This is a genomic window from Erwinia sp. V71 (genome assembly GCF_965644245.1).
GTDB lineage: Bacteria > Pseudomonadota > Gammaproteobacteria > Enterobacterales > Enterobacteriaceae > Erwinia.
Window position 1 is genome coordinate 1 of the sequence record NZ_CBFFRK010000024.1, and the last position, 21,578, is coordinate 21,578.

Sequence of the window (21,578 nt, forward strand, 5' to 3'; positions counted from 1 at the left end):
TTATCGGTAGTTAACCCTTCCTCCTACACTCTCCACAATCATGTCCGAGCGTTGCACTTATTATCTGAATTCGCGAATCACGGTATCAGTCAGCAAGCGTTATGACTGAACCGCGAAATAAAAGCAGAAACTATCTATCGTGTGACTCCGTCAATCCTCACGCCCCGGTATATCGCCCCGGCTTATGCCATTTCAGCAGCATCGCGTTCATCGCCACCGCACTGAGAATCGACCATAGCAGCAAGCCGCCAGGCACTTTCACCAGCGCCACCAGGAAGACAATCACATCCAGCGCCATCTGCGTTTTGCCCGCATTGACGCCATACACTTTCTGTCCCCACAGCGTAATCACCCCGGTGCCTCCCACTGAGGCATTGTGGCGCGCCAGGCACAGGATGCCCATACCAATCACCGTGCCGCCCACCAGCGAGCAGAACAGCGGATGGATATAGCTGATGGTCAGCAGATGCGGGATCAGCAGCGAGGCAGCCATCAGGGCGATATTGACCAGCAGGGTTTTAAAGGTGAATGCGCTGCCCATTTTCCACCACGAAAAGGCCATAAACGGGATATTCACCAGAATAAACAGATAGCCAATCGGCATCTCGACAAACCACGACAGCAGCAGCGCAATGCCCGCCACGCCGCCCGTCACCATACCGGAAAAATGCAGCATATTGAGGCCGACGGAAATAAACATCACGCCGAGCGCCAGCCCGTAGATATCATCGACAGTGGTGTGGGAAACCGGAGACGTAATGATCCCCGGTGGAGTATTTTTATCAGACATACCGTTTACGCTTTGCTCGCGTTAGCTCGAATGTCCATATGATACAGGCGGACGGGCTTGTTCGGATAGTCCAGCGCATCGCCTATGTAGCGCCAGCCGAAACGTTCGTAGTAATCGCTGAAAGAAGCAAACAGATACAGGTCGGGAAACTGACGCGCCTGACACCAGCCAATCACATGCTGCTGCAGCTGTTCGCTGAGTCCGCGGCCACGATACTCCTGCGCCACATACAGCGACGCCAGCCACGGAAACAGATCCTGGCGGCTAATCAGATCGCAGCGCCACGCCCCCACCGTGCCCGCCAGCCGTTCACCGTCCAGCGCAATAAAAGTCATCGGTAAGTCGTCACCACGCAGGCAGCTGTCGATGGTGCTGGCGAAGAAGTCACGATGGTTATCGCCATCAAATGCCTGCCACAGCCAGTCGATCACCTGGTCACGGTGTTGCGGTGCCTCTGCCAGTGAGAGAATGCGCAGCGTCATCAGACCTGTTTCCCCTGGAAAATCGGCACCGATTCAAACAGATAGCCGTCAAAATCTGGCGCATCGGCGTCAGAAAGTTCCAGCAGCGCATTTTTGACGTTTTCCAGATGTTGCCACATCGCCTGCCATGACCCCATGACATCGCGACGGCGCAGCGCCGCAAGAATGGTCTGACGATCGCCCAGCCACTTCAGCCGGTAGCTGCGGCTCTCTATCTGGCTGCGCAGTTGCTGCCACAGCGGGCTGTTATCGTGGTGACGCCAGATGCTGGTCACGGTATCGAGCAGCATCTGATTCTGCGTGGCCCCGGCCAGCAGCAGGTGAAACAGCCGGTCGTTTTCCTGGCTGTAATCGTTGGTGGCAATCGCTTTTTGTTCCTGTTCGAGGGTTCGCTTCAGGTTCTCGATATCCGCTTTGGTGGCCATTTTCGCGGCAAATGCAGCGATATTACTTTCCAGCAACTGGCGCGCCTGCAGCATCTCAAACGGGCCGACATCGCTGCGGAAAAAGGCTTCCTCTTCATCACTGCTTTCCGACGGGATACGCACCACATACACGCCAGAGCCCTGACGAATATCCACGGTGCCTTCCAGCTCCAGCATCAGCAGCGCTTCGCGCACAATGGTACGGCTGACACCCCAGCTTTCAGCAATATTGCGCTCCGTCGGCAGACGGGAACCCACAGGGTAGTGCCCGTCGATAATCTGCTGGCGCAGATTGTGTCCAATTTCCTGATACTGTTTCTTCTCTTGCGGCGCTGCGCCCTTGTCCACGAAATCACCTTTAAGCCATTGACGATGTTAATAATATCATCGAGCGGATGGCGCGCCTGACGGCCTGATTAAGCGAGCCAGCACACGGGTGCTGGCTCTGCTGCGACGATATGCGCCGCTAGTGTACCAAAGCCAGCGCCTGATCGAGTACTTTCGCGCCGTTGAGCGTGCCATAAGCGACGGAATCAATGACCGCAATCGGGATAGAATAGCTGTCGGTCAGTTTACGGTTCTCATCCAGTTTGAAACGCACCTGCGGCCCAAGCAGCACCGCAATGACATCGCTGCTGTAATTGCTTAATTCATCACGCAGTTCCTGCTCCGGGATGGCGTAAATTTTAAACTCAAGGCCACGGTTCGCCGCCTCTTTTTCCATGCGCGTCACCACCATCGACGTCGACATCCCTGCAGCGCAGGCGAGTATGATTCGTTTCATCAACAGACTCCTTATTTCCATTCATCGTCAATTGTCAGCGTCAGCTGACGGCTGTCACGCAGCTGGCGATACCACCCGGCGGACTTTTTCATCCGCCGCTGACGCTGGTTGTCCAGATCAATTTCAATTAAGCCATAACGGTTTTTAAAGGCGTTCATTGGCGACACATTGTCGGTAAAGGCCCACAGCATATAGCCGTGACAGTTGGCGCCATCCTCACGCGCGCGCAGTGTCTGATACAGATGCTCGGCAATAAACGCGATGCGGTAATCATCCTGGATTTCGCCTTCGGCATTTTTGAACTGCGCTTCATTTTCAATACCCATGCCACTTTCAGCGACAAACCACGGCACATTGCCGTACTCATTTTTGATGCGCATCGCCATGTCATAAATAATCTGCGGCTGAATCTCCCAGCCGCGCGATTTATTCATCCGCCGTCCCGGTAGCTCAAAATGATCATAGTAGTAAGCGGGATGGAATGGCGTGTCCGGATGCCAGGCGCGTGACGGCGCTTTCACCCGGTGCGGATAGTAGAGGTTAATCCCCACTTCATCGACGCGGTACTGCGCAATCAGTTTCAGCTCCTCTGCCGTGTAGTCCCACTGAACCTCATGCTGTTGCAGCAGCGCGATCAGTTCTGCGGGATACTCTCCCTTAATCGCCGGATCGAGAAACACGCGGTTATAAAACAGATCGTACATCTGCGCCGCCTTCACATCGTGCGGCGCACTGGAACGCGGATAAGTCACTTCCGGATTCAGGATTGTGCCGACGGTGCCGGTGTAACCTTTGTCACGGAACAGTTTCACCACTTTCGCCGTCGCCAGGTTTTTATGGTGATTCCACTGCATCCACTTATGGGTGTTCTGCTCATACGGCCAGCGCAGCGCATCAAGATAGACGCGGGTCTGTACCACAATCGGCTCATTAAAGGTGAACCAGCGCGTCACCTTGTGCGCATAGCGGGCGAACACCTGCTCCGCATAGCGCACATACAGTTCCACCACCTTTTTCGATCCCCAGCCGCCGTACTGTTCCAGCAGCACGGCGGGCAGTTCGTAATGCTCCAGGCACAACATCAGCTCAATGCCCTGACGCTGCATTTCATCGATCAGGTTGTCGTAATACTGCGCATACTCTTCATCAACGACGACGTTTTCATAGTCGGTGAGAAAGCGTGACCAGTTAATCGAAGTACGATAGTGGGTCAGCCCGGCGGCTTTCATCAGCGCTACATCCTCTTTGTAGCGGTTGATAAAGTCGGTGGCCCCTGCCGGGCCATAGCCGTTATGCCAGACGTGACGATCGTTCTGATACCAGGCATCCAGATACGAATCCTGCCCCGGCTTTTTGCCGCTCCAGCCTTCGGTTTGCCAGGCAGAAGCCGCTGCGCCAAGGATAAAATTGTCCGGGATACGGAGGATTTTAATACTCATCGTCACTCCTGTTAGTTTTGCGCCGTTTCCGGTTGCAGGGCTTTCTCTTCAGCCGCCTGCGCACGACGTGCCGCAATTTTCACAAACGGCAGGTAGATCAGCACCGACACCACAATACACACCATCTGGGTGAATACCGCGCCCATAGAACCGGCGGTCGACAGCCAGGCGTTAATGATCGGCGGCGTGGTCCACGGCACCATCACCACTGCTTTACCGGCAAAGCCGGTGACGGTCGCGAAGTAGCCAATCGAACCGGTGACCAGCGGGGTGATAATAAACGGGATAGCGAGGATCGGATTGAGCATCACCGGCATACCGAAGATCACCGGTTCGTTGATATTGAACAGACCGGGGCCGAACGACAGTTTGGCGATTTCGCGCATCTCTTTGCGTTTGGTGGCAATCATCACCGCCGTCAGCAGGCCGATCGTCAGGCCAGAGCCGCCAATGCTCATATACACATCCCAGAATGGCATGGTGATAATATTTGGCGCTTCCTGACCTTTTTCGAAGGCGTTCATATTGACCAGAATCGCCCCCAGCAGCAGCGGTTCGCGAATCGGTTTAATCATCTGGTTGCCGTGAATACCAATCACCCAGAACAGTTGCGCGACAAACATCAGCAACAGAATGCCCCACAGGCTCTGCACCACCGATTCCAGCGGCTGCTGCACCACTTTGTACACCGCATCGTAGAGATACATGCCGGTAACGCGATGGAAAATAAAGCCGAAAGTGGCAATCGCGGAAACGGTGATAATCGACGGGATCAGTGCCGAGAATGACGCGGAAACATTCGGTGGCACGGTATCCGGCATTTTGATTTTCAGGCCGTTCACGTTCTCCAGCCGGCAGTAAATCTCCACCGACAGAATGGCGATAAACATGCCCAGGAACAGGCTCTTGGTATCAGAGAACTGTTTTGCCAGCACATCGGTCACCAGATGCATCTGGCCGTCCACCATCATCTGTAATGTGGTCGGCGTAACAGAAATAAAGCAGATAATCGCTAACAATCCGGGAAACAGCGTCTTAATGCCGTTAATTTTTCCCAGTTCGATACCGATCAGGAATACCGCGCCAATATTCAGGAAACTGAGCGTGGCGTAGTTAATACTGGTGGTAATGGGCTTCAGTTCAGCCAGAAAGGCGAGCGAGGAAAAACTCGCCAGGCCGTTTTTCGGGTCCAGCACCATATTGGCGATCAGCACCGAAAACGCGCCGACAATAATCACTGGCATCAGGGTAATAAACGATGCCTTGATCGCCATGATATAGCGATAGCTATTGAACTTAGTGGCGAAACTGCCCAGAGAGTCAATCAGACGATCCTGTAGAGACATGGGTCATACCTCAAAGTAGTAGGGTCAGCATCCCGGTATTTGTTTACTGGTGATATTCCGTTCACCTGGTATACCAAAATCAACTATTACGACTTATTTTTCTGTGATTCACATCCCGGAATGCTGTTTTGGTATTCCTGTAGGATGAATTAACATAATTTGGCATACCAATATCGAGGTGAATATGGATTTCGAACAAATCATGATGGAGCTGCTGATCAATGCGGGCGAAGCGCGATCCCATGCGATGAGCGCGATTCAGTTTGCCCGCAAACGGGAATGGCAGCAGGCGGATCAGGCGTTACAGGCTTCTGTCGAGGCAGCCAAAGGGGCACACCGTATCCAGACGCAGCTGATTGGCGCCGATGAAGGGACTGGCAAAGTGCCGGTCACGCTGATTATGGTGCATGCGCAGGATCATCTGATGAACGCCATGCTGTGCCGTGATCTGGCGGAAGAGATTGTGCTGCTGCGTAAAGAGGCGTTTGGCGGCCTGGAAGCCAGAGGGTAGAGACGACGGGCGCAGCATGCTGCACCCGTGTTGTGTGGCTGGCAGCGGCTTAAATCTCCAGCGCCAGCAGCTCAGCGTAAGTCTGACGACGGCGAATTTCGCGCGCCTGACCGTTTTCCAGCAGCACTTCCGGCAGCAATGGACGGGTGTTGTAGTTGGATGACATCGACGCGCCATAAGCACCGGTATCATGGAACACCAGATAATCGCCGACCACCACCGCCGGTAATGCGCGGGTTTCCACCTTGCCGCCTTCCTGCTGGGTAAAGACATCACCGGATTCACACAGCGGTCCGGCCACTACCGTCTCCACCGTGTTCTGCTCGTCCAGCGGACGATCATCGCCAGCAATGGCGGAAATATGGTGATAGCTGCCGTACATTGCCGGACGCATCAGATCGTTGAACCCTGCATCCACCAGCACAAAGTGGCGGCTGCCCATCGCTTTAACCGCGCGAACCTGAGAAAGCAGCACGCCCGACTCCGCCACCAGGAAGCGACCCGGTTCCAGTTCCAGCTTCACCGCATGACCGAGATGCGCGGCAATACGCTCACGCGCACCATTCCACAGACCGTAATAGTGTTCGGTATCAATCGCTTCTTCACCAAAGTGATACGGAATCGACAGGCCACCACCGGCGGAGATCGCTTCCAGATCCTGGCCGAAACTCACCACCTGGTTCACCATCGCATCGCACACCTGCTCCAGATGACCGTAATCCACCCCGGAACCGATATGCATATGGATACCCACCAGTTGCAGGCCGTACTGCTGGATTGCCGCCAGCGCCAGCGCTAAATCACTGTGCCAGATACCGTGTTTGCTGTTTTCGCCACCGGTATTGGTCTTCTGGCTGTGACCATGACCAAAGCCCGGGTTCACACGCAGCCAGACACGGTGACCAGGCGACACCGCACCCAGCTGATGCAGCATATCGACCGAACCGGCGTTGACCGGGATGTTCAGTTCCGCCACTCTTGCCAGGGTCGGCGCATCCAGCACATCGGCAGTAAACACAATCTCATCGCCACCCGGCTGATAACCTGCCGCCAGCGCGCGCTCAATTTCACCCAGCGACACGGAATCGACATACACGCCAGCCTGACGCATCAGACGCAGAATATGAATATTCGAGCAGGCTTTCTGCGCAAAGCGCACCACATCAAATTGCTGCAGTTGCGCGATACGCGCCTGAATAATGGCAGCGTCGTAAACCCAGACCGGGCAGTCATACTGGCGCGCCAGTGGCAGCAGGTTCGCGCGGGTCAGCGCGGTTTCGGTGTTATTGAGTGGGCGTGGCATGGTGATCCTCCTGATGTTATGGCCTCATTACGCCACAGGCGGACTTTGCTGAAAAATATCTGTTTAATGGCAGTCTATGCAAATATGATATGGCTATGACTGACAGGAGCAGAGCATGGCAACTATCACGCTGCGCCATATTGAGATTTTTCACGCGGTCATGACCAGCGGCAACCTGACGGAAGCGGCGGCGATGCTGCATACCTCTCAGCCGACAGTGAGTCGTGAACTGGCACGTTTTGAAAAGCTGACTGGTCTGCAACTGTTCCAGCGCGTGCGCGGACGTCTGCATCCCACAGTGCAGGGATTACGCCTGTTTGAAGAGGTGCAGCGCTCCTGGTATGGCCTCGATCGCATCATCGATGCCGCGGAGGGGTTGCGCCAGTTCCGCCAGGGCGAGCTGTCCATCGCCTGCCTGCCGGTCTTTTCCCAGTCGCTGCTGCCGCTGCTGTGTCAGCCCTTTTTGCAGCGCTATCCTGACCTCAGCCTGAATATCATTCCGCAGGAGTCGCCGCTGCTGGAAGAATGGCTGTCGGCACAACGTTATGATCTCGGACTCACCGAAACCACCATGACGCCGGCAGGCACCGACAGAATTGAGCTGCTGACGCGCAATGAAGTCTGCGTGTTGCCGCAGGGGCATCCGCTGGCTCAGCGTCGCGAGCTGCGGCCGCAGGATTTCGCCGGGGAAAACTATATCAGCCTGTCGCGCACCGACAGCTATCGCCAGTTACTGGATCAGCTGTTTGCCGCCCACGGCGTGCAGCGGCGCATGGTGATGGAAACCCATAGCGCCGCGTCAGTGTGTGCGATGGTACGGGCGGGGGTAGGCGTGTCAGTAGTGAATCCGCTGACGGCGCTGGATTACGCAGACAGCGGTGTGGTTATCCGCCGTTTCAGCCTCGATGTACCGTTTACCGTCAGCTTAATCCGGCCACGCCATCGCCCGGCGTCGGCGCTGGTAGAGGCGTTCAGCCAGCATCTGCAACAGCATATCGATCTGTTCAGTCAGCGCCTGGATGCTCTGCTGGCTTAAGCGCAGGCCGCCTGCGTTTGCGCGCGTGAACCACGGAAGGTGATCAGGCAAATCACCAGACCAATCACCGCCAGTACCGCAGCGGCCACTGGCACCGCCGTCAGGCCATAACCACCGTCGATCACCGCCCCACCGACCCAGGCACCCAGCGCGTTGCCGACGTTAAACGCCGAGATATTCAGCGTCGACACCAGGTTTGGTGCATCTTTGCCGTGGCGCACCACATTAATCTGCAGGCCTGGCACAGTAGCAAAGGTCGCCATCGCCCAGATAAACAGCGTGATTTCCGCCAGCAGCAGTCCGTGGCTGGTCCAGCTGAACAGCAGCGAAGTGATGGCAATCAGCGTGAAGCTGAGGATCAGACTGAACGAAACGCGCCAGTCCGCCAGTTTACCGCCGATGATATTCCCCACCGTCAGACCGCCACCAATCAGGAACAGCGTCCAGCTGACACCGCGATCGCTGATGCCAGTGACATCCAGCAGCAGCGGTGCAATATAGCTGAACAGGGCAAACATTGCCGCGGCGAAAAAGACCGTCATCGCCAGGGACAGCCACAGCTTGCCGTTCGCCAGCGCACTGATTTCGCTCGCCAGATGCACCGGTTTTTCATCTTTATTCACCGGCAGGCTGACAATCAGGCCGATAAACGCCAGCACGCCAATCACTGACACGCCCCAGAAGGTGGCACGCCAGCCAAACAACTGACCAAACCAGGTGCCCAGCGGCACGCCCAGCACGTTCGCCAGCGTCAGGCCGGTAAACATCAGTGCCACTGCGGATGCCTGTTTGCCGGGCGCAACCAGGCTGGCGGCCACCACCGCGCCAATGCCGAAGAACGCGCCATGACACAGCGCGGTGATCACACGCGCCAGCATCAGCAGGTTATAGCTGTACGCCAGCGCACAGAGTATGTTGCCGACAATAAAGATCGACATCAGCAGCACCAGCGTGCGCTTACGTGGCAGTCTGGCGGTCAGCAACGCCATAATCGGCGCACCAATCGCCACCCCCAGCGCATAGCCGCTGATCAGCCTGCCAGCGGAAGGAATCGAGACCTGCAGATCATTCGCCACTTCGGGCAATAATCCCATAATCACAAACTCTGTGGTGCCGATAGCGAACGCACTGAGCGCCAACGCCAGCAATGAAACAGGCATACCATATTCTCCAAAATAAAATTTTTACTTCTGCAGGTAGGGGATTATTCCGAAAACACTGACGTTTTGACGCCATTATTGATCAAAGTCGTTATTTGACCGCTGTCACACTGCTATTAATAGCACAGCCGATCTCACTGTTATACCCCGCATGGAGCAAGGGACTCTTGCCGTACACGCAATAATCTCTCTCAGCATCGTCAGGATGACGCTTCAGCCTGCAGTGGTCCTGAATAGCAGGCTAATGAAATTTTTGTTCTGATATCTGTTCTAAACTTTATTGAATCTTAACATTCCAGACTAAGATTGATCTCAGTTTTGTCGTTTTAGGAGCAGAAGCCTTGAGATGGCGGTTGATATGATTACGCTCTTATCCGTGCCATATCGCAAATTTTTTGCGTGGGTGACCGTAAAGAAAGCTTTTTCACCGCCGATAACTTGTACATGAAGTGACCTGGCAAACCATGACTTTGCCTGATATTAGGGTCGGGAGACAAAATGCGACGGGCGATCCCCCTGGTGCTGTTATTCCTGAGCGGCTGCTCAGTAGGACATTATGAGTACAGCAGTGAGGCTGAAAAAAGAGTGGATATGACCGTCACGGGCATTCCGACCGTTATGGGGCTGGGAACCCTGGGGACAACGATTCCCCTGACCGCAAAGTACAGCCTGACCGCCGCCCATGTGGCGAAATTTTCGATGTATAAAGTCAAGGCCTGGCATCCTGAATGCGACTTAGCAGTGGTGTATCACGACAACAGTGAAAGCAACCTGCCGCCGCGTTTTCGTAATGGCAACATTGGCGATCGCGTCAATCTGTATGGTTACAGCTTTATCTCCGCGATGCCAGTGGCGTCCAGCGGCACCAACCTGATTAATACCGGGCTGGAGAATAGCTGGAACAAACTGAGTTGTGTCGTCGTCGCAGCAGATGCTGGCGTGGTGCAGGGTATGTCTGGTGGCGCGGTATATAACGCGTCAGATGACAGTATCGGCGGCGTGATCGTGGGTTACAGCAAAGAGATCAACGACAACACGACCGGTAAAACGCTGTACAAAGATGTCGCACTGTATGTGCCATATTCACGCTTTAAAGACTGGCTGGAGAACGCCATCAAATCTTAACCGCCCGGCGGCCCGGGCGTCACGCTGCGCGGCAGACTCAGTCCGCCAGCATAAATTCCACCGCGCTGCTGGCATGGATTGCCGCAGTATCAAACACCGGCAGTACACTCTGTTCCTCGCTTAACAGCAGGCCGATTTCGGTGCAGCCAAAGATCACCCCTTCTGCCCCCTGCGCTTTCAGTTCAGCGATAATCTGCTGATAATATTCGCGGGATGCGGCGGTAAATTGCCCGACGCAGAGTTCATCAAAGATAATCTGGTTAATTTTCTGTCGTGCGGCATCATCGGGCACCAGAGTTTCGATGCCTGAGACGCTGCTCAGGCGGCCGCGATAAAAATCCTGCTCCATGGTGTAGCGCGTGCCCAGCAGCGCAACACGCGTCATGCCACGCTGCTGAATCGCCTGTGCCGTAACATCGGCGATATGCAGGAACGGCAGATCGCACTGTTGCTCAATGGCATCTGCCACTTTGTGCATGGTGTTCGTGCACAGTACAATGCCCTGCGCGCCTGCCGCTTTCAGCGCCAGTGCAGCGTCCGCCAGCATCTGTCCGGCCTTCTGCCATTCGCCGCGCGACTGACACAGCTCAATCTCATGGAAATCGACGCTGTACAGCACCAGTTTCGCCGAGTGCAGGCCGCCCAGCTGTTGTTTGATACCTTCGTTGATCATCCGGTAGTAAGGAACGGTGGATTCCCAGCTCATCCCGCCAATCAGACCCAGTGTTTTCATTATTTATCCTTGTTATCTGCCTGCTGCAACGCATCCGGCAAGCCATTGTGGGGACCAAACTGCTGTTCAGGCACATCATGCCAGCGATCTTCGCGTGTTGCTTCATAGACCGGGTTTTTCGGGTAATAAATGCGATTTTCCGCTTTGCGCGTTTCACCGATCACCAGCAGGCGCACTTCCTGTTCGCTGTTATTCATAAAGGTGTGGCAGATGCCGGTACCGGCAGGAAAAGCAACGGCATCACCGGGTTGCAGGGGAATCAGCTCACCATTAATCCAGGCATCGGGCTGACCTTCCAGTACATAAACAAACTCTTCCTCCGCACTCTCGGCATGCGGATAAGATAAACGACGCCCCGGCAACAGCCGCTCATGGTGAATGCCAATGCGTGTCAGACCAAGGCGATAACCCAGCGGCGCACCAATTGCCATCAGCTCATCGCTGTCCGCATAATGTGAGTTGTCTTCACCTTCCAGCTCACGCCAGTGGCGGATAAATTCAGGACGGGGTGTATTCTTCACAGGATGGGCTCCAGTACCATGTGCCGTTGTCTCGTAAAATGCCATCACCGTTCTGGCTATACTGACACGCTCCGTGTCGAATTCTGTAAGCGGTGAATGTCGCATTGCCAAAGCATTAACCAGCGTGCGTAAGTTAATATTATTGTCATTCATCCTTTTCCTCCCTGAATACTCAGCCGTTCCCCACACTAAGCCGAACCACAACAAAAGACCATTAAACAGACAAAAAAAACGGCCAGCATCATGCTGACCGTTTTTCATTACGCCATGCGCAGATTACTTGCTGCCAGGACGCAGCGCCGGGAACAGGATCACGTCACGGATAGTGTGGCTGTTGGTAAACAGCATCACCATACGGTCTATACCAATGCCCAGACCCGCGGTTGGCGGCAGGCCGTGCTCCAGCGCGGTGACGTAGTCTTCGTCATAGAACATCGCTTCATCATCACCGGCATCTTTCGCATTTACCTGCTGGGCGAAACGCTCAGCCTGGTCTTCTGCATCATTCAGCTCGGAGAAGCCGTTACCGATTTCACGGCCGCCGATAAAGAACTCGAAGCGGTCAGTGATTTCCGGGTTCACATCGTTACGACGTGCCAGTGGTGACACTTCTGCCGGGTATTCGGTGATAAAGGTCGGCTGGATCAGATGGCTTTCTGCGGTTTCTTCGAAGATCTCAGTTACCACACGGCCCAGGCCCCAGCTCTTCTCGATTTTAATGCCGAGAGAAGTGGCGATGGCAGACGCTTTGGCGAAATCGTCCAGATCCGCCAGATTGGTTTCCGGACGGTATTTCAGGATCGCTTCTTTCATCGTCAGTTTTTCGAACGGCTTGCCGAAGTCAAACTCCTGCTCACCGTAAGGCACGAAGGTGGTGCCCAGCACGTCCTGCGCCAGGGTGCGGAACAGGCTTTCAGTCAGTTCGATCAGATCTTTGTAATCCGCATACGCCATATAGAGTTCCATCATGGTGAACTCAGGGTTGTGGCGCGGGGAAATACCTTCGTTACGGAAGTTACGGTTGATCTCAAATACGCGATCAAAACCACCAACCACCAGACGTTTCAGATACAGCTCTGGTGCAATACGCAGGTACATATCGATGTCCAGCGCATTGTGATGGGTGATAAACGGACGTGCAGACGCACCGCCAGGGATCACCTGCATCATTGGCGTTTCCACTTCCATAAAGTCGCGGCCGACCATGAACTGGCGAATACCGGCCATGATCTGCGAGCGCACTTTAAAGGTGTTGCGTGATTCGTCGTTAGCGATCAGGTCAAGGTAACGCTGACGGTAACGGGTTTCCTGATCCGCCAGGCCGTGGAATTTGTCCGGCAGCGGGCGCAGTGCTTTGGTCAGCAGGCGCAGTTCAGTACAGTGGATCGACAGTTCACCGGTTTTGGTTTTGAACAGTTTGCCGCGTGTGCCGAGGATATCGCCCAGATCCCACTTTTTGAACTGCTCGTTGTACTCGCCTTCTGGCAGGTCGTCGCGTGCCACATACAGCTGAATGCGGCCCCCCACGTCCTGCAGGGTGACGAATGACGCTTTACCCATAATGCGGCGCGTCATCATACGGCCTGCGACGCTGACTTCGATATTCAGCGCTTCCAGCTCTTCATTTTCTTTGCCGTCAAATTCAGCGTGCAGCTGATCTGAGATACGGTCACGGCGGAAATCGTTAGGAAACGCCACGCCGTTTTCACGCAGCGCGCTAAGCTTCTCGCGACGTACTTTCAGTTCGTTGTTAAGCTCAACGGCGGCTTCAGCCGCGCCCTGCGGTTGTTGTTCAGACATGTCGGTTCCTTATAAACCTGCTTTCAAACTTGCTTCAATAAATCGATCCAGATCGCCATCCAGCACCGCCTGGGTATTACGTGTTTCCACGCCGGTACGCAGATCTTTGATACGTGAATCATCGAGAACGTAAGAACGAATCTGGCTACCCCAGCCAATTTCAGACTTGTTGTCTTCCATCGCCTGTTTCTCAGCATTTTTCTTTTGCATCTCAAGCTCGTACAGTTTCGCCTTCATCTGTTTCATCGCCTGATCTTTGTTTTTATGCTGTGAACGGTCGTTCTGGCACTGGGTTACCGTCCCGGTTGGGATGTGGGTAATACGCACCGCAGATTCGGTACGGTTAACGTGCTGACCACCCGCGCCGGAGGCACGGTAGACATCGATACGCAGGTCTGCCGGGTTGATGTCGATATCAATATCGTCATCCACTTCCGGGTACACGAATGCCGAGCTGAATGAGGTGTGGCGACGGCCGCCGGAATCGAACGGGCTTTTACGTACCAGGCGATGGACGCCGGTTTCAGTACGTAACCAGCCGAAAGCGTAGTCGCCGCTGATGCGCAGCGTGGCGGATTTGGTGCCCGCAACTTCACCTTCAGATTCTTCGATGACTTCGGTTTTGAAGCCTTTGGCTTCCGCCCAGCGCAGGTACATACGCACCAGCATGCTGGCCCAGTCCTGTGCTTCGGTGCCGCCGGAACCGGCCTGGATATCGATGTAGCAGTCGGCGCTGTCGTATTCGCCGGAGAACATACGGCGGAATTCCAGTTCGGCCAGTTTCTTATCCAGCACGTCGAGTTCAGCGACGGCTTCATTAAAGGTGTCTTCGTCGTCCGCTTCGACCGCCAGTTCCAGCAGGCCTTCAACATCTTCCAGGCCCTGCGACATCTGGTCGAGGGTTTCAACAATCGCTTCTAACGCGGAGCGCTCTTTACCCAGCGCTTGTGCGCGCTCAGGTTCGTTCCAGACGTCTGGCTGTTCCAGTTCCGCGTTAACTTCTTCTAAGCGTTCTTTCTTGGCATCGTAGTCAAAGATACCCCCTAAGAACGTCGCTGCGCTCAGTGAGGTCCTGAATACGGTTTTTGACCGGATTAATTTCAAACATGATTAGGAATCTTTCTTTGAGAATGTCTGTAATGTAACGGGGCAGTTTAACCGAATTATGGCGCAGTTTGTAGCAGCAATAAGCAGCTTCGGTCGTGAACGGGGAATCACTTTGGGTTCAGTGTCTGCCGGGGCGCTTTGGGTTCGGTGTTTGCAGGGGCGCGTTAAGTTCAGAGCCTGCTCAGGGAACACTGTCAGCTCCAGAAAGTCGCTTTTCGCCATCCATGGCCGCTCGGCCCGCGCCGTCCATGGCGCGGGACGCTTTCCTCCGCTGACCGTGTTCCCTGAGCCTTAAGCTAATGAGTTGCTGTCAGGAGCACCGTGCTTCGTGCTTCGTGCTTTGAATTTATGAGACGTCGCAAGGCTTGTCATGCAGTTCACTGCGGCCAGAGATGTTCAATAATCAGTTGCACATTGCGGTTGCCGCGAAACTCGTTCACATCCAGTTTATAGGCCAGCTCGACCTGTTTAACGCTCGGGTCGGGCCACAGGGTGGTGTCGATATTAAAGGCAATGCCATCCAGCAGCGGACCGCCGCCCAGCGGTTCAATCATCACTTTCAGGTGGCGCTCGCCCACCAGCCGCTGCTGCAGCAGTTTAAATTTGCCATCGAAGATCGGCTCCGGGAATGCCTGCCCCCACGGCCCCGCTTCACGCAGCAGTTCCGCCGTCGCCAGCGTCAATTCCTGCGCCGCCAGCTCGCCGTCGGACCAGATAACGCCCTGCAACGCATCAGCATCCAGCCACTCGCCCACCAGATCGGCGAAACGCTGACGGAATTCATCAAAACGATCTTCCTCCAGCGATAAGCCTGCCGCCATCGCATGGCCGCCAAATTTCAGGATCAATCCCGGATACAGTGAATCGATACGCTCCAGCGCGTCACGCATATGCAGGCCAGAAACCGAACGTCCTGAGCCTTTCAGTGTGCCATCGCCTGCAGGGGCAAAGGCAATCACCGGTCGGTGAAAACGCTCTTTCAGCCGCGAGGCCAGAATACCCACCACGCCCTGATGCCACTCGGGGTGGTACATGGCGATACCCAGCGGCAGGTTTTCGCTGCTGCGTTCCAGCTGGTCGCAAAACACCAGTGCTTCCGACTGCATGCCCTGCTCAATCTCTTTGCGCGTCTGGTTCAGTGCATCCAGCTCGTGCGCCAGCATGCGCGCCTGGCCGACATCCTCACACAGCAGCAGCGCCACCCCCACGGACATATCATCGAGGCGGCCAGCAGCATTCAGCCGCGGACCAAGGGCAAAACCGAGGTCGCTGGCCGCCAGCTGGCGCGCATCACGGCCGGAAATTTCCAGCAGTGCGCGAATTCCCGGACGACACTTCGCCGCGCGAATACGGCTCAGCCCCTGCCACACCAGAATGCGGTTGTTAGCATCCAGCGGCACCACATCGGCAACAGTGCCCAGCGCCACCAGATCGAGCAGTTCCGCCAGATTGGGAACGGCGATGCCCTGCTCAAACCAGCCCTGATCGCGCAGATGGGCGCGCAGCGCCAGCATCAGATAAAAGGCGACGCCAACACCCGCCAGCGAGCGCGAGGGAAATTCACAGTCAGCAAGGTTGGGATTGACGATAGCTTCGGCGTCAGGCAGCGTTTCACCAGGCAGGTGGTGGTCGGTAATCACCACCGGAATACCCTTTTCGTGCGCGCAGCTGACGCCCGCCAGCGATGAAATACCGTTATCGACGGTCACAATCAGTTCTGCACCGCGCGCCGCCGCCTGCTCCACCACTTCCGGGCTCAGACCGTAGCCATCTTCGAAACGGTTCGGCACCAGATATTCGATATGACGCCCGCCCATGCTGCGCAACGCCAGCACCGTCAGCGCCGTGCTGGTAGCACCATCGGCGTCGAAATCACCGACGATCATGATGCGCTTCTGCGCGACCAGCGCCTGGTGCAGGATCTCTGCGGCACGCTGAATACCGCTTAACGAATGAAAAGGCAGCAGATTTTTTGCACCGCGATCCAGTTCACTGGCCTGTTGCACGCCGCGATGGGCATACAGGCGGCGCAACAGCGGATGCAGATCCGCAGGCAGTTGCGCCATACCCGCCGCCTCACGACGGCGGAGTTGAGTTACATTATTCACTGAACGTTAGCCACCACTTTTCTGGCTATCAAGCAGCTGTTTCAGCTCTTGTGGTTTCTGGTAACCCGGCACCATGCCGCCGTTGTCCAGCAGAATGGCTGGCGTGCCCTGAATGCCATACAGCACGCCGAGTTTGTAGTGTTCCGCCAGGTTGATTTTGCACTCAATTGGCGATACGGCGTCACCCTTCATCGCCGCATCAAACGCTTTATTACGATCGGCTGCGCACCAGATAGACTTCATCGCTTTTTCCACCTGACCGTTGACGCCCTCACGCGGGAACGCCAAGTAGCGCACGGTGATGCCCAGCGCATTGTAGTCGCTCATCTCTTCATGCAGCTTACGGCAGTAACCGCAGGTGATATCGGTAAACACCGTCACCACATGCTGCTCTTTCGGCGCTTTGTACACGATCATCTCTTTGCTCAGCGCTTCAACCTTTTTCTCCAGCAGCTTGTTGGTGACGTTGACCGGACGCGCGCCGCTGACGTCATACAGTGGACCCTGGATAAACTGTTTGCCATCTTCCGTGACATACAGCACGCCGCTTTCGGTTAACACCGTTTTGGTGCCCGGCAGCGGTGAAGGCTGAATATCAATCTGCTCTAATCCGAGCTTTTTCAGCGAATTAACAATGGCAGCATCATCGGCGTGGGCAATGCCCGACACGGACGCCATCAACAGTGACAGCAGCACAAAACGCTTCTTCATATTTATCCTTATCGTCACATCCGCCTCTCAGGCTCGCGGGTGGTGTTTTTCGTGTAACTGGCGCAGCCGCTCGGTGGCGACATGCGTATAAATCTGGGTGGTCGACAAATCACTATGGCCCAACAGCATCTGTACGACACGCAAATCCGCGCCGTGGTTCAGCAGATGCGTGGCGAAGGCATGACGCAACACATGCGGCGATAACTTTTCACTGTCGATACCCGCCAGCGTCGCATAATACTTAATCCGATGCCAAAAAGTTTGTCGTGTCATCTGCTGCGCACGGTTGCTGGGAAACAGCACGTCGTTCGTCTGGCCGTTCATCAGCCACGGACGGCCATACTCGATAAACTGCTCAATCCAGTACACCGCTTCTTCTCCCAGCGGTACCAGACGCTCTTTATTGCCTTTACCGATCACCCGCACCACGCCCTGGCGCAGACTGATATCGCTCAGGGTCAGGCTGACCAGCTCGGTAACGCGCAGCCCGGTGGCATACAGCAGTTCCAGCATCGCTTTATCACGCAGTTCAATGGGTTCTTCGGTACTGGGGGATTGCAACAGGCGATCCACCTGCGCTTCGCTGAGATCTTTCGGCAGGCGCTGCGGCAGTTTCGGAGCGGCGAGCAGCGCACTGGGATCATCCTCACGCTGCTTTTCACGGTACAGATACTGGAACAGACGGCGCATGGCACTCAGCAGGCGCGCAGAGCTGCTGGCTTTGTAGCCACCCTCCACCCGCTCGGCAAGAAAGGATTGTAAATCGGCTGCGTCGGCAGTCAGCAGCGTGCGATTGTGGTGCTGCAGCCAGCCCGCCAGCGCCTGCAAATCCAGGCGATAAGACGCCAGCGTGTTCTGCGCCAGGTTACGTTCAATCCATAACGCATCCAGAAATAGCTCGATTACATCAGTATCCTGCACGGCCGCCTCATCACCTTCCATCGTTCTGCACTGTTGCTCATTATGCCTGATCCATGGCCGATTCTGATACAATCGGCCGAATGGTATCAAAAAGAGTTGTCTTTGTATGAAAATTGGCCTGTTTTACGGCTCCAGCACCTGCTATACCGAGATGGCGGCGGAGAAAATCCGTGATTTTATTGGCGAAGAGTTAGTCACGCTGCATAACGTGAAAGACGACTCTCCGGCACTGATGGAGCAGTATGATCTGCTGATCCTCGGCATTCCTACCTGGGATTTTGGTGAATTACAGGAAGACTGGGAAGCGATCTGGAATGATGTCGCCGGGCTGCAGCTGCGTGGCAAGATTGTTGCGCTGTATGGCATGGGTGACCAGTATGGTTACGGCGAATGGTTCCTCGATGCGCTGGGTATGCTGCACGACCTGCTGACACCGATGGGCGTGAAGTTTGTCGGTTACTGGCCGCTTGAGGGCTATGAATTCACCAGCGCGAAACCGCTGACCGCCGATGGCAAACAGTTTGTCGGCCTGGCGCTGGATGATGTCAATCAGTTCGAAGAGAGCGACGAGCGTATCGCCCAGTGGTGCGAGCAGATTCTGACCGAAACGGCGGAACTGCTGTAATACACCACATCAGCGGGCATGAATCCATCATGTCCGCCATTAGCTCTGCAGGCAAGACGCTACTGCGACGTCTGCGTCAGCAACAGCTGACGCAATTGCCGCCATTCGGCTTCATCCATGCTGTCGCGTACCAGCCACAGCCACTCACGCTGCCCCTGCGGATTTTTCAGTACCAGCAGCATCGCCTGTTTCAGCAGAAAAGGGCGTCGGCTGAGACACCACTCCTGCTGCCGCCAGCGTACACGGCGCGCGGACAGCAAGGCAATCGCCCCTTCACGGCGGCGAATACGGCGCTGACTGCGCACACTCTCCAGCACCACCAGCGTCAGCAGCACAATCCACACCAGCGTGTAATCTGGCGGCCAGGGCGCCAGCAGCAGCAGCAGGATCACCGCGCCGTGCAGTAACAATGACAGCCACTGCGCCCGCCAGGAAACCCGCAGATCAGATTGCCACAGGACCACGGGCTTTATTTCTCTGCTGGATCAGTTTCACCATGCGTTGCAGCTCAGGATCGGCAGGCTTACCGTGGTTCATCAGCCAGTTGAACAGATCCGGATCGTCATTCTCCAGCAACTGAATAAACACCCGCTTATCGTTGTCGCTTAACGAGTCATACTCATATTCGAAAAACGGCATAATCGAGATATCCAGCTCGCGCATACCACGGCGGCAAGCCCAGTGAATTCGTGCCTTATTATTAATATCCATATTCTCAGCCATTAAATTAGCGAAACATGGCCGCTAGTGTAGCGCTTTTTGCGCAAATTACGCGATAGCCAGATGTGCCGGGTGCGGCATAACAAGCAAAGCGCCACCACCACCCGCAGGGTTAACACGCGTTTTGTGCCGCTGGCGGGCAAAACTGGTTGCAATGCAGGTCGGCTCTTTTAACATGGATACCATTGTTGATGGTTTTTGGATTCTCCATTTCAGGACAGAACTATGCCAACCTTTACTTTACCGCCGCGTCAGCCTGTTGCCTCTGCACGCCTGCCCCTGACGCTGATGTCGCTCGAAGAGTGGGCGCTGACGACCGTGCAGGGTCAGGACAGTATCAGCTATCTGCAGGGCCAGCTGACGCTGGATGTGGCGATACTGACGGCAGAACAGCATTTCCTCGCCGCCCATTGCGATGCCAAAGGGAAAATGTGGAGTAACTTACGCCTGTTCCATCGCGGTGAAGGGCTGGCTTATATCGAACGCCGTAACCTGCGTGATGTGCAGATCACCGAGCTGAAAAAATATGCCGTGTTCGCCAAAGTGACCATCGCCGCTGACGATCAATCCGTTCTGCTCGGTCTGGCCGGTTTCCAGGCACGCGCAGCGCTGGCAAGCCTGTATGAACAGTTGCCGGATGCCGAAAACCCGGTGGTGCAACAAAATGACAGCACGCTGTTGTGGTTTGCTCATCCTGCCGAGCGCTTCCTGCTGGTAACCAGTGAGGAACAGGCGCAGGCAATTCAGCAGAAACTGGCCGGTGAAGCGCAGTTCAATGACAGCAAACAGTGGCTGGCGCTGGATATTGAAGCCGGTCTGCCCGTCATCGATAGCGAAAACAGCGCCCAGCTGATCCCGCAGGCCACCAATTTGCAGGCACTGGATGCCATCAGCTTTAAAAAGGGCTGCTATACCGGCCAGGAGATGGTGGCACGCGCTAAATTCCGCGGCGCCAACAAACGCGCGCTTTACTGGCTGGCGGGCAATGCCAGCCGGGTGCCAGTGGCGGGTGACGCGCTGGAGTTGCAGCTGGGAGAAAACTGGCGTCGTACCGGTACGGTACTGGCGGCAATTCAGCTGAATAATGGTGACGTCTGGGTGCAGGTGGTGCTGAACAACGACCTGGAAGCCGACAGCATCCTGCGCGTGCAGGGTGATGAAGGCGGTAAACTGAGCGTGCAGCCACTGCCTTACACTCTCGATTAATCCTTCTTGTGCGGACGCCGTCTGGTGTCCGCACCCACTTCGTCTGCCGTCGTTAACTCACATAGAAGTAGATCGCCACAAAGTGGCACAGGCAACCGCCCAGCCAAAACCGTGCCAGATCGCGTGATTAAACGGGATGCGCTTTGAGGTGTAGAAGATCACCCCGAGGCTGTAGACAATACCGCCTGCCGCCAGCAGCCAGACACCACCTGCAGGCAGCGTGATGGCCAGCTGATAAATCACAATTAGCGACAGCCAGCCCATCAGCAGATAGGTGGTCAGCGATAGCGCCTTAAAACGGTGGGCAAACAGCAGCTTAAACACAATGCCCACCAGCGCCAGACTCCAGATTACGCCCATCAGCCAGTGCGCCAGCGGCGATTTCAGCCCCACCAGCAGAAACGGGGTGTAGGTGCCGGCAATCAGCAGATAAATGGCGCAGTGATCGAGTTTTTTCAGCCAGTATTTCGCCCCCTGATGGGGAATGGCGTGATACAGCGTGGAGGCGAGGAACAGCAGGATCATACTGCCGCCATAGATGCTGTAGCTGGTGATCGCCATCGCACCCGCGCGCATATCCAGCGCCTGATCGAGCAGCAGCACCAGACCAATAATGCCGAAGATGCAGCCAATGCCATGGCTGATGCTGTTGGCGATCTCTTCCGCCAGGGAATAACCTTTTATCGCCAGCGCGTTATTCGTCATAAAAACGATTCTCCTGTCAG

22 protein-coding genes and 1 pseudogene are annotated in these 21,578 nt (G+C 55.5%); 5 read left to right on the plus strand and 18 right to left on the minus strand.

The genetic code is table 11. The features are described 5' to 3' along the window. Nucleotides 1–157 precede the first annotated feature (157 nt). The 6 genes from ACSZO1_RS07985 to ACSZO1_RS08010 form a co-directional block, all read right to left on the minus strand. Nucleotides 158–790, minus strand: a complete 633-nt coding sequence (locus ACSZO1_RS07985) for a YitT family protein (RefSeq protein ID WP_437611280.1) — start codon at nt 788–790, stop codon at nt 158–160. A gap of 5 nt (nt 791–795) precedes the next feature. Further along, nucleotides 796–1,272: a GNAT family N-acetyltransferase gene (locus ACSZO1_RS07990; protein ID WP_437611282.1), complete on the minus strand. Its 477-nt coding sequence runs from the start codon at nt 1,270–1,272 to the stop codon at nt 796–798. Next, the gene (locus tag ACSZO1_RS07995) at nt 1,272–2,045 is read right to left on the minus strand and encodes an FCD domain-containing protein (protein WP_437611284.1); all 774 of its coding nucleotides are present in this window, start codon (nt 2,043–2,045) and stop codon (nt 1,272–1,274) included. The genes ACSZO1_RS07990 and ACSZO1_RS07995 overlap by 1 nt, the downstream gene beginning before the upstream one ends. 118 nt (nt 2,046–2,163) lie before the next feature. Further along, on the minus strand, nt 2,164–2,481 hold the full coding sequence (locus ACSZO1_RS08000) for a PTS sugar transporter subunit IIB (RefSeq protein WP_437611286.1): 318 nt from the start codon (nt 2,479–2,481) through the stop codon (nt 2,164–2,166). Between the two features lie 11 nt (nt 2,482–2,492). After that, a complete protein-coding gene (locus tag ACSZO1_RS08005; RefSeq protein WP_437611288.1) occupies nt 2,493–3,920 on the minus strand; it encodes a glycoside hydrolase family 1 protein in 1,428 nt (475 codons plus the stop codon). A gap of 11 nt (nt 3,921–3,931) precedes the next feature. Further along, on the minus strand, nt 3,932–5,266 hold the full coding sequence (locus tag ACSZO1_RS08010; RefSeq protein ID WP_437611290.1) for a PTS sugar transporter subunit IIC: 1,335 nt from the start codon (nt 5,264–5,266) through the stop codon (nt 3,932–3,934). Nucleotides 5,267–5,450: 184 nt separating this feature from the next. Between ACSZO1_RS08010 and ACSZO1_RS08015 the strand changes: the two genes are divergently transcribed. Then, nucleotides 5,451–5,777, plus strand: coding sequence for a PTS lactose/cellobiose transporter subunit IIA (locus ACSZO1_RS08015; protein WP_437611292.1), 327 nt, complete (start codon nt 5,451–5,453; stop codon nt 5,775–5,777). A gap of 49 nt (nt 5,778–5,826) precedes the next feature. On the opposite strand, the gene lysA is transcribed toward ACSZO1_RS08015, so the two are convergent. Then, entirely contained in the window at nt 5,827–7,080 is a 1,254-nt protein-coding gene (gene lysA / locus ACSZO1_RS08020; protein ID WP_437611294.1) for a diaminopimelate decarboxylase, read from the minus strand. 115 nt (nt 7,081–7,195) lie between these two features. Between lysA and ACSZO1_RS08025 the strand changes: the two genes are divergently transcribed. Further along, nucleotides 7,196–8,116 carry a LysR family transcriptional regulator gene (locus tag ACSZO1_RS08025; RefSeq protein ID WP_437611297.1) on the plus strand — a complete coding sequence of 307 codons (921 nt, stop codon included), beginning with the start codon at nt 7,196–7,198 and terminating at the stop codon, nt 8,114–8,116. Here ACSZO1_RS08025 and ACSZO1_RS08030 read toward each other — a convergent pair. Then, on the minus strand, nt 8,113–9,276 hold the full coding sequence (locus tag ACSZO1_RS08030) for an MFS transporter (protein WP_437611300.1): 1,164 nt from the start codon (nt 9,274–9,276) through the stop codon (nt 8,113–8,115). The genes ACSZO1_RS08025 and ACSZO1_RS08030 overlap by 4 nt on opposite strands. 498 nt (nt 9,277–9,774) lie before the next feature. On the opposite strand from ACSZO1_RS08030, the gene ACSZO1_RS08035 reads away from it, so the two are divergent. Next, the gene (locus ACSZO1_RS08035) at nt 9,775–10,401 is read left to right on the plus strand and encodes a serine protease (RefSeq protein ID WP_437611302.1); all 627 of its coding nucleotides are present in this window, start codon (nt 9,775–9,777) and stop codon (nt 10,399–10,401) included. 37 nt (nt 10,402–10,438) lie between these two features. Here ACSZO1_RS08035 and ACSZO1_RS08040 read toward each other — a convergent pair whose 3' ends face one another. The 7 genes from ACSZO1_RS08040 to xerD form a co-directional block, all read right to left on the minus strand. Beyond that, a complete protein-coding gene (locus ACSZO1_RS08040) occupies nt 10,439–11,134 on the minus strand; it encodes an aspartate/glutamate racemase (RefSeq protein WP_437611304.1) in 696 nt (231 codons plus the stop codon). Beyond that, complete coding sequence (locus ACSZO1_RS08045; protein WP_437611306.1) at nt 11,134–11,655, minus strand: cupin domain-containing protein; 522 nt, start codon at nt 11,653–11,655, stop codon at nt 11,134–11,136. Before ACSZO1_RS08045 ends, ACSZO1_RS08040 begins: the two co-directional genes overlap by 1 nt. Nucleotides 11,656–11,931: 276 nt before the next feature. Then, nucleotides 11,932–13,455, minus strand: a complete 1,524-nt coding sequence (gene lysS / locus ACSZO1_RS08050; RefSeq protein WP_437611308.1) for a lysine--tRNA ligase — start codon at nt 13,453–13,455, stop codon at nt 11,932–11,934. Nucleotides 13,456–13,464: 9 nt separating this feature from the next. Then, a protein-coding gene (prfB, locus tag ACSZO1_RS08055; RefSeq protein WP_437611310.1) for a peptide chain release factor 2 occupies nt 13,465–14,563 on the minus strand; the annotation gives its coding sequence in 2 pieces (ribosomal slippage) (nt 13,465–14,487 and nt 14,489–14,563; 1,098 coding nt in all). Nucleotides 14,564–14,939: 376 nt separating this feature from the next. Further along, entirely contained in the window at nt 14,940–16,670 is a 1,731-nt protein-coding gene (gene recJ / locus ACSZO1_RS08060; protein WP_437611312.1) for a single-stranded-DNA-specific exonuclease RecJ, read from the minus strand. Between the two features lie 6 nt (nt 16,671–16,676). Continuing rightward, nucleotides 16,677–17,381: a bifunctional protein-disulfide isomerase/oxidoreductase DsbC gene (gene dsbC / locus ACSZO1_RS08065; RefSeq protein ID WP_437611314.1), complete on the minus strand. Its 705-nt coding sequence runs from the start codon at nt 17,379–17,381 to the stop codon at nt 16,677–16,679. Between the two features lie 27 nt (nt 17,382–17,408). Next, the gene (gene xerD / locus ACSZO1_RS08070) at nt 17,409–18,323 is read right to left on the minus strand and encodes a site-specific tyrosine recombinase XerD (protein WP_437611316.1); all 915 of its coding nucleotides are present in this window, start codon (nt 18,321–18,323) and stop codon (nt 17,409–17,411) included. 85 nt (nt 18,324–18,408) lie between these two features. On the opposite strand from xerD, the gene fldB reads away from it, so the two are divergent. Further along, entirely contained in the window at nt 18,409–18,927 is a 519-nt protein-coding gene (fldB, locus tag ACSZO1_RS08075) for a flavodoxin FldB (RefSeq protein ID WP_437611318.1), read from the plus strand. Nucleotides 18,928–18,986: 59 nt separating this feature from the next. Here the strand turns inward: fldB and ACSZO1_RS08080 are convergent, their stop codons facing one another. Both ACSZO1_RS08080 and sdhE read right to left on the minus strand, forming a co-directional pair. Next, nucleotides 18,987–19,391, minus strand: coding sequence for a protein YgfX (locus tag ACSZO1_RS08080; protein ID WP_437611320.1), 405 nt, complete (start codon nt 19,389–19,391; stop codon nt 18,987–18,989). Next, nucleotides 19,372–19,638, minus strand: coding sequence for an FAD assembly factor SdhE (gene sdhE / locus ACSZO1_RS08085; RefSeq protein ID WP_437611322.1), 267 nt, complete (start codon nt 19,636–19,638; stop codon nt 19,372–19,374). Before sdhE ends, ACSZO1_RS08080 begins: the two co-directional genes overlap by 20 nt. A gap of 234 nt (nt 19,639–19,872) precedes the next feature. Here sdhE and ygfZ point away from each other — a divergent pair, with 234 nt between their 5' ends. After that, the gene (gene ygfZ / locus ACSZO1_RS08090; RefSeq protein WP_437611324.1) at nt 19,873–20,853 is read left to right on the plus strand and encodes a tRNA-modifying protein YgfZ; all 981 of its coding nucleotides are present in this window, start codon (nt 19,873–19,875) and stop codon (nt 20,851–20,853) included. Between the two features lie 52 nt (nt 20,854–20,905). Here the strand turns inward: ygfZ and trhA are convergent. After that, nucleotides 20,906–21,558: pseudogene (trhA, locus tag ACSZO1_RS08095) on the minus strand (PAQR family membrane homeostasis protein TrhA). Between the last annotated feature and the right edge of the window lie 20 nt (nt 21,559–21,578).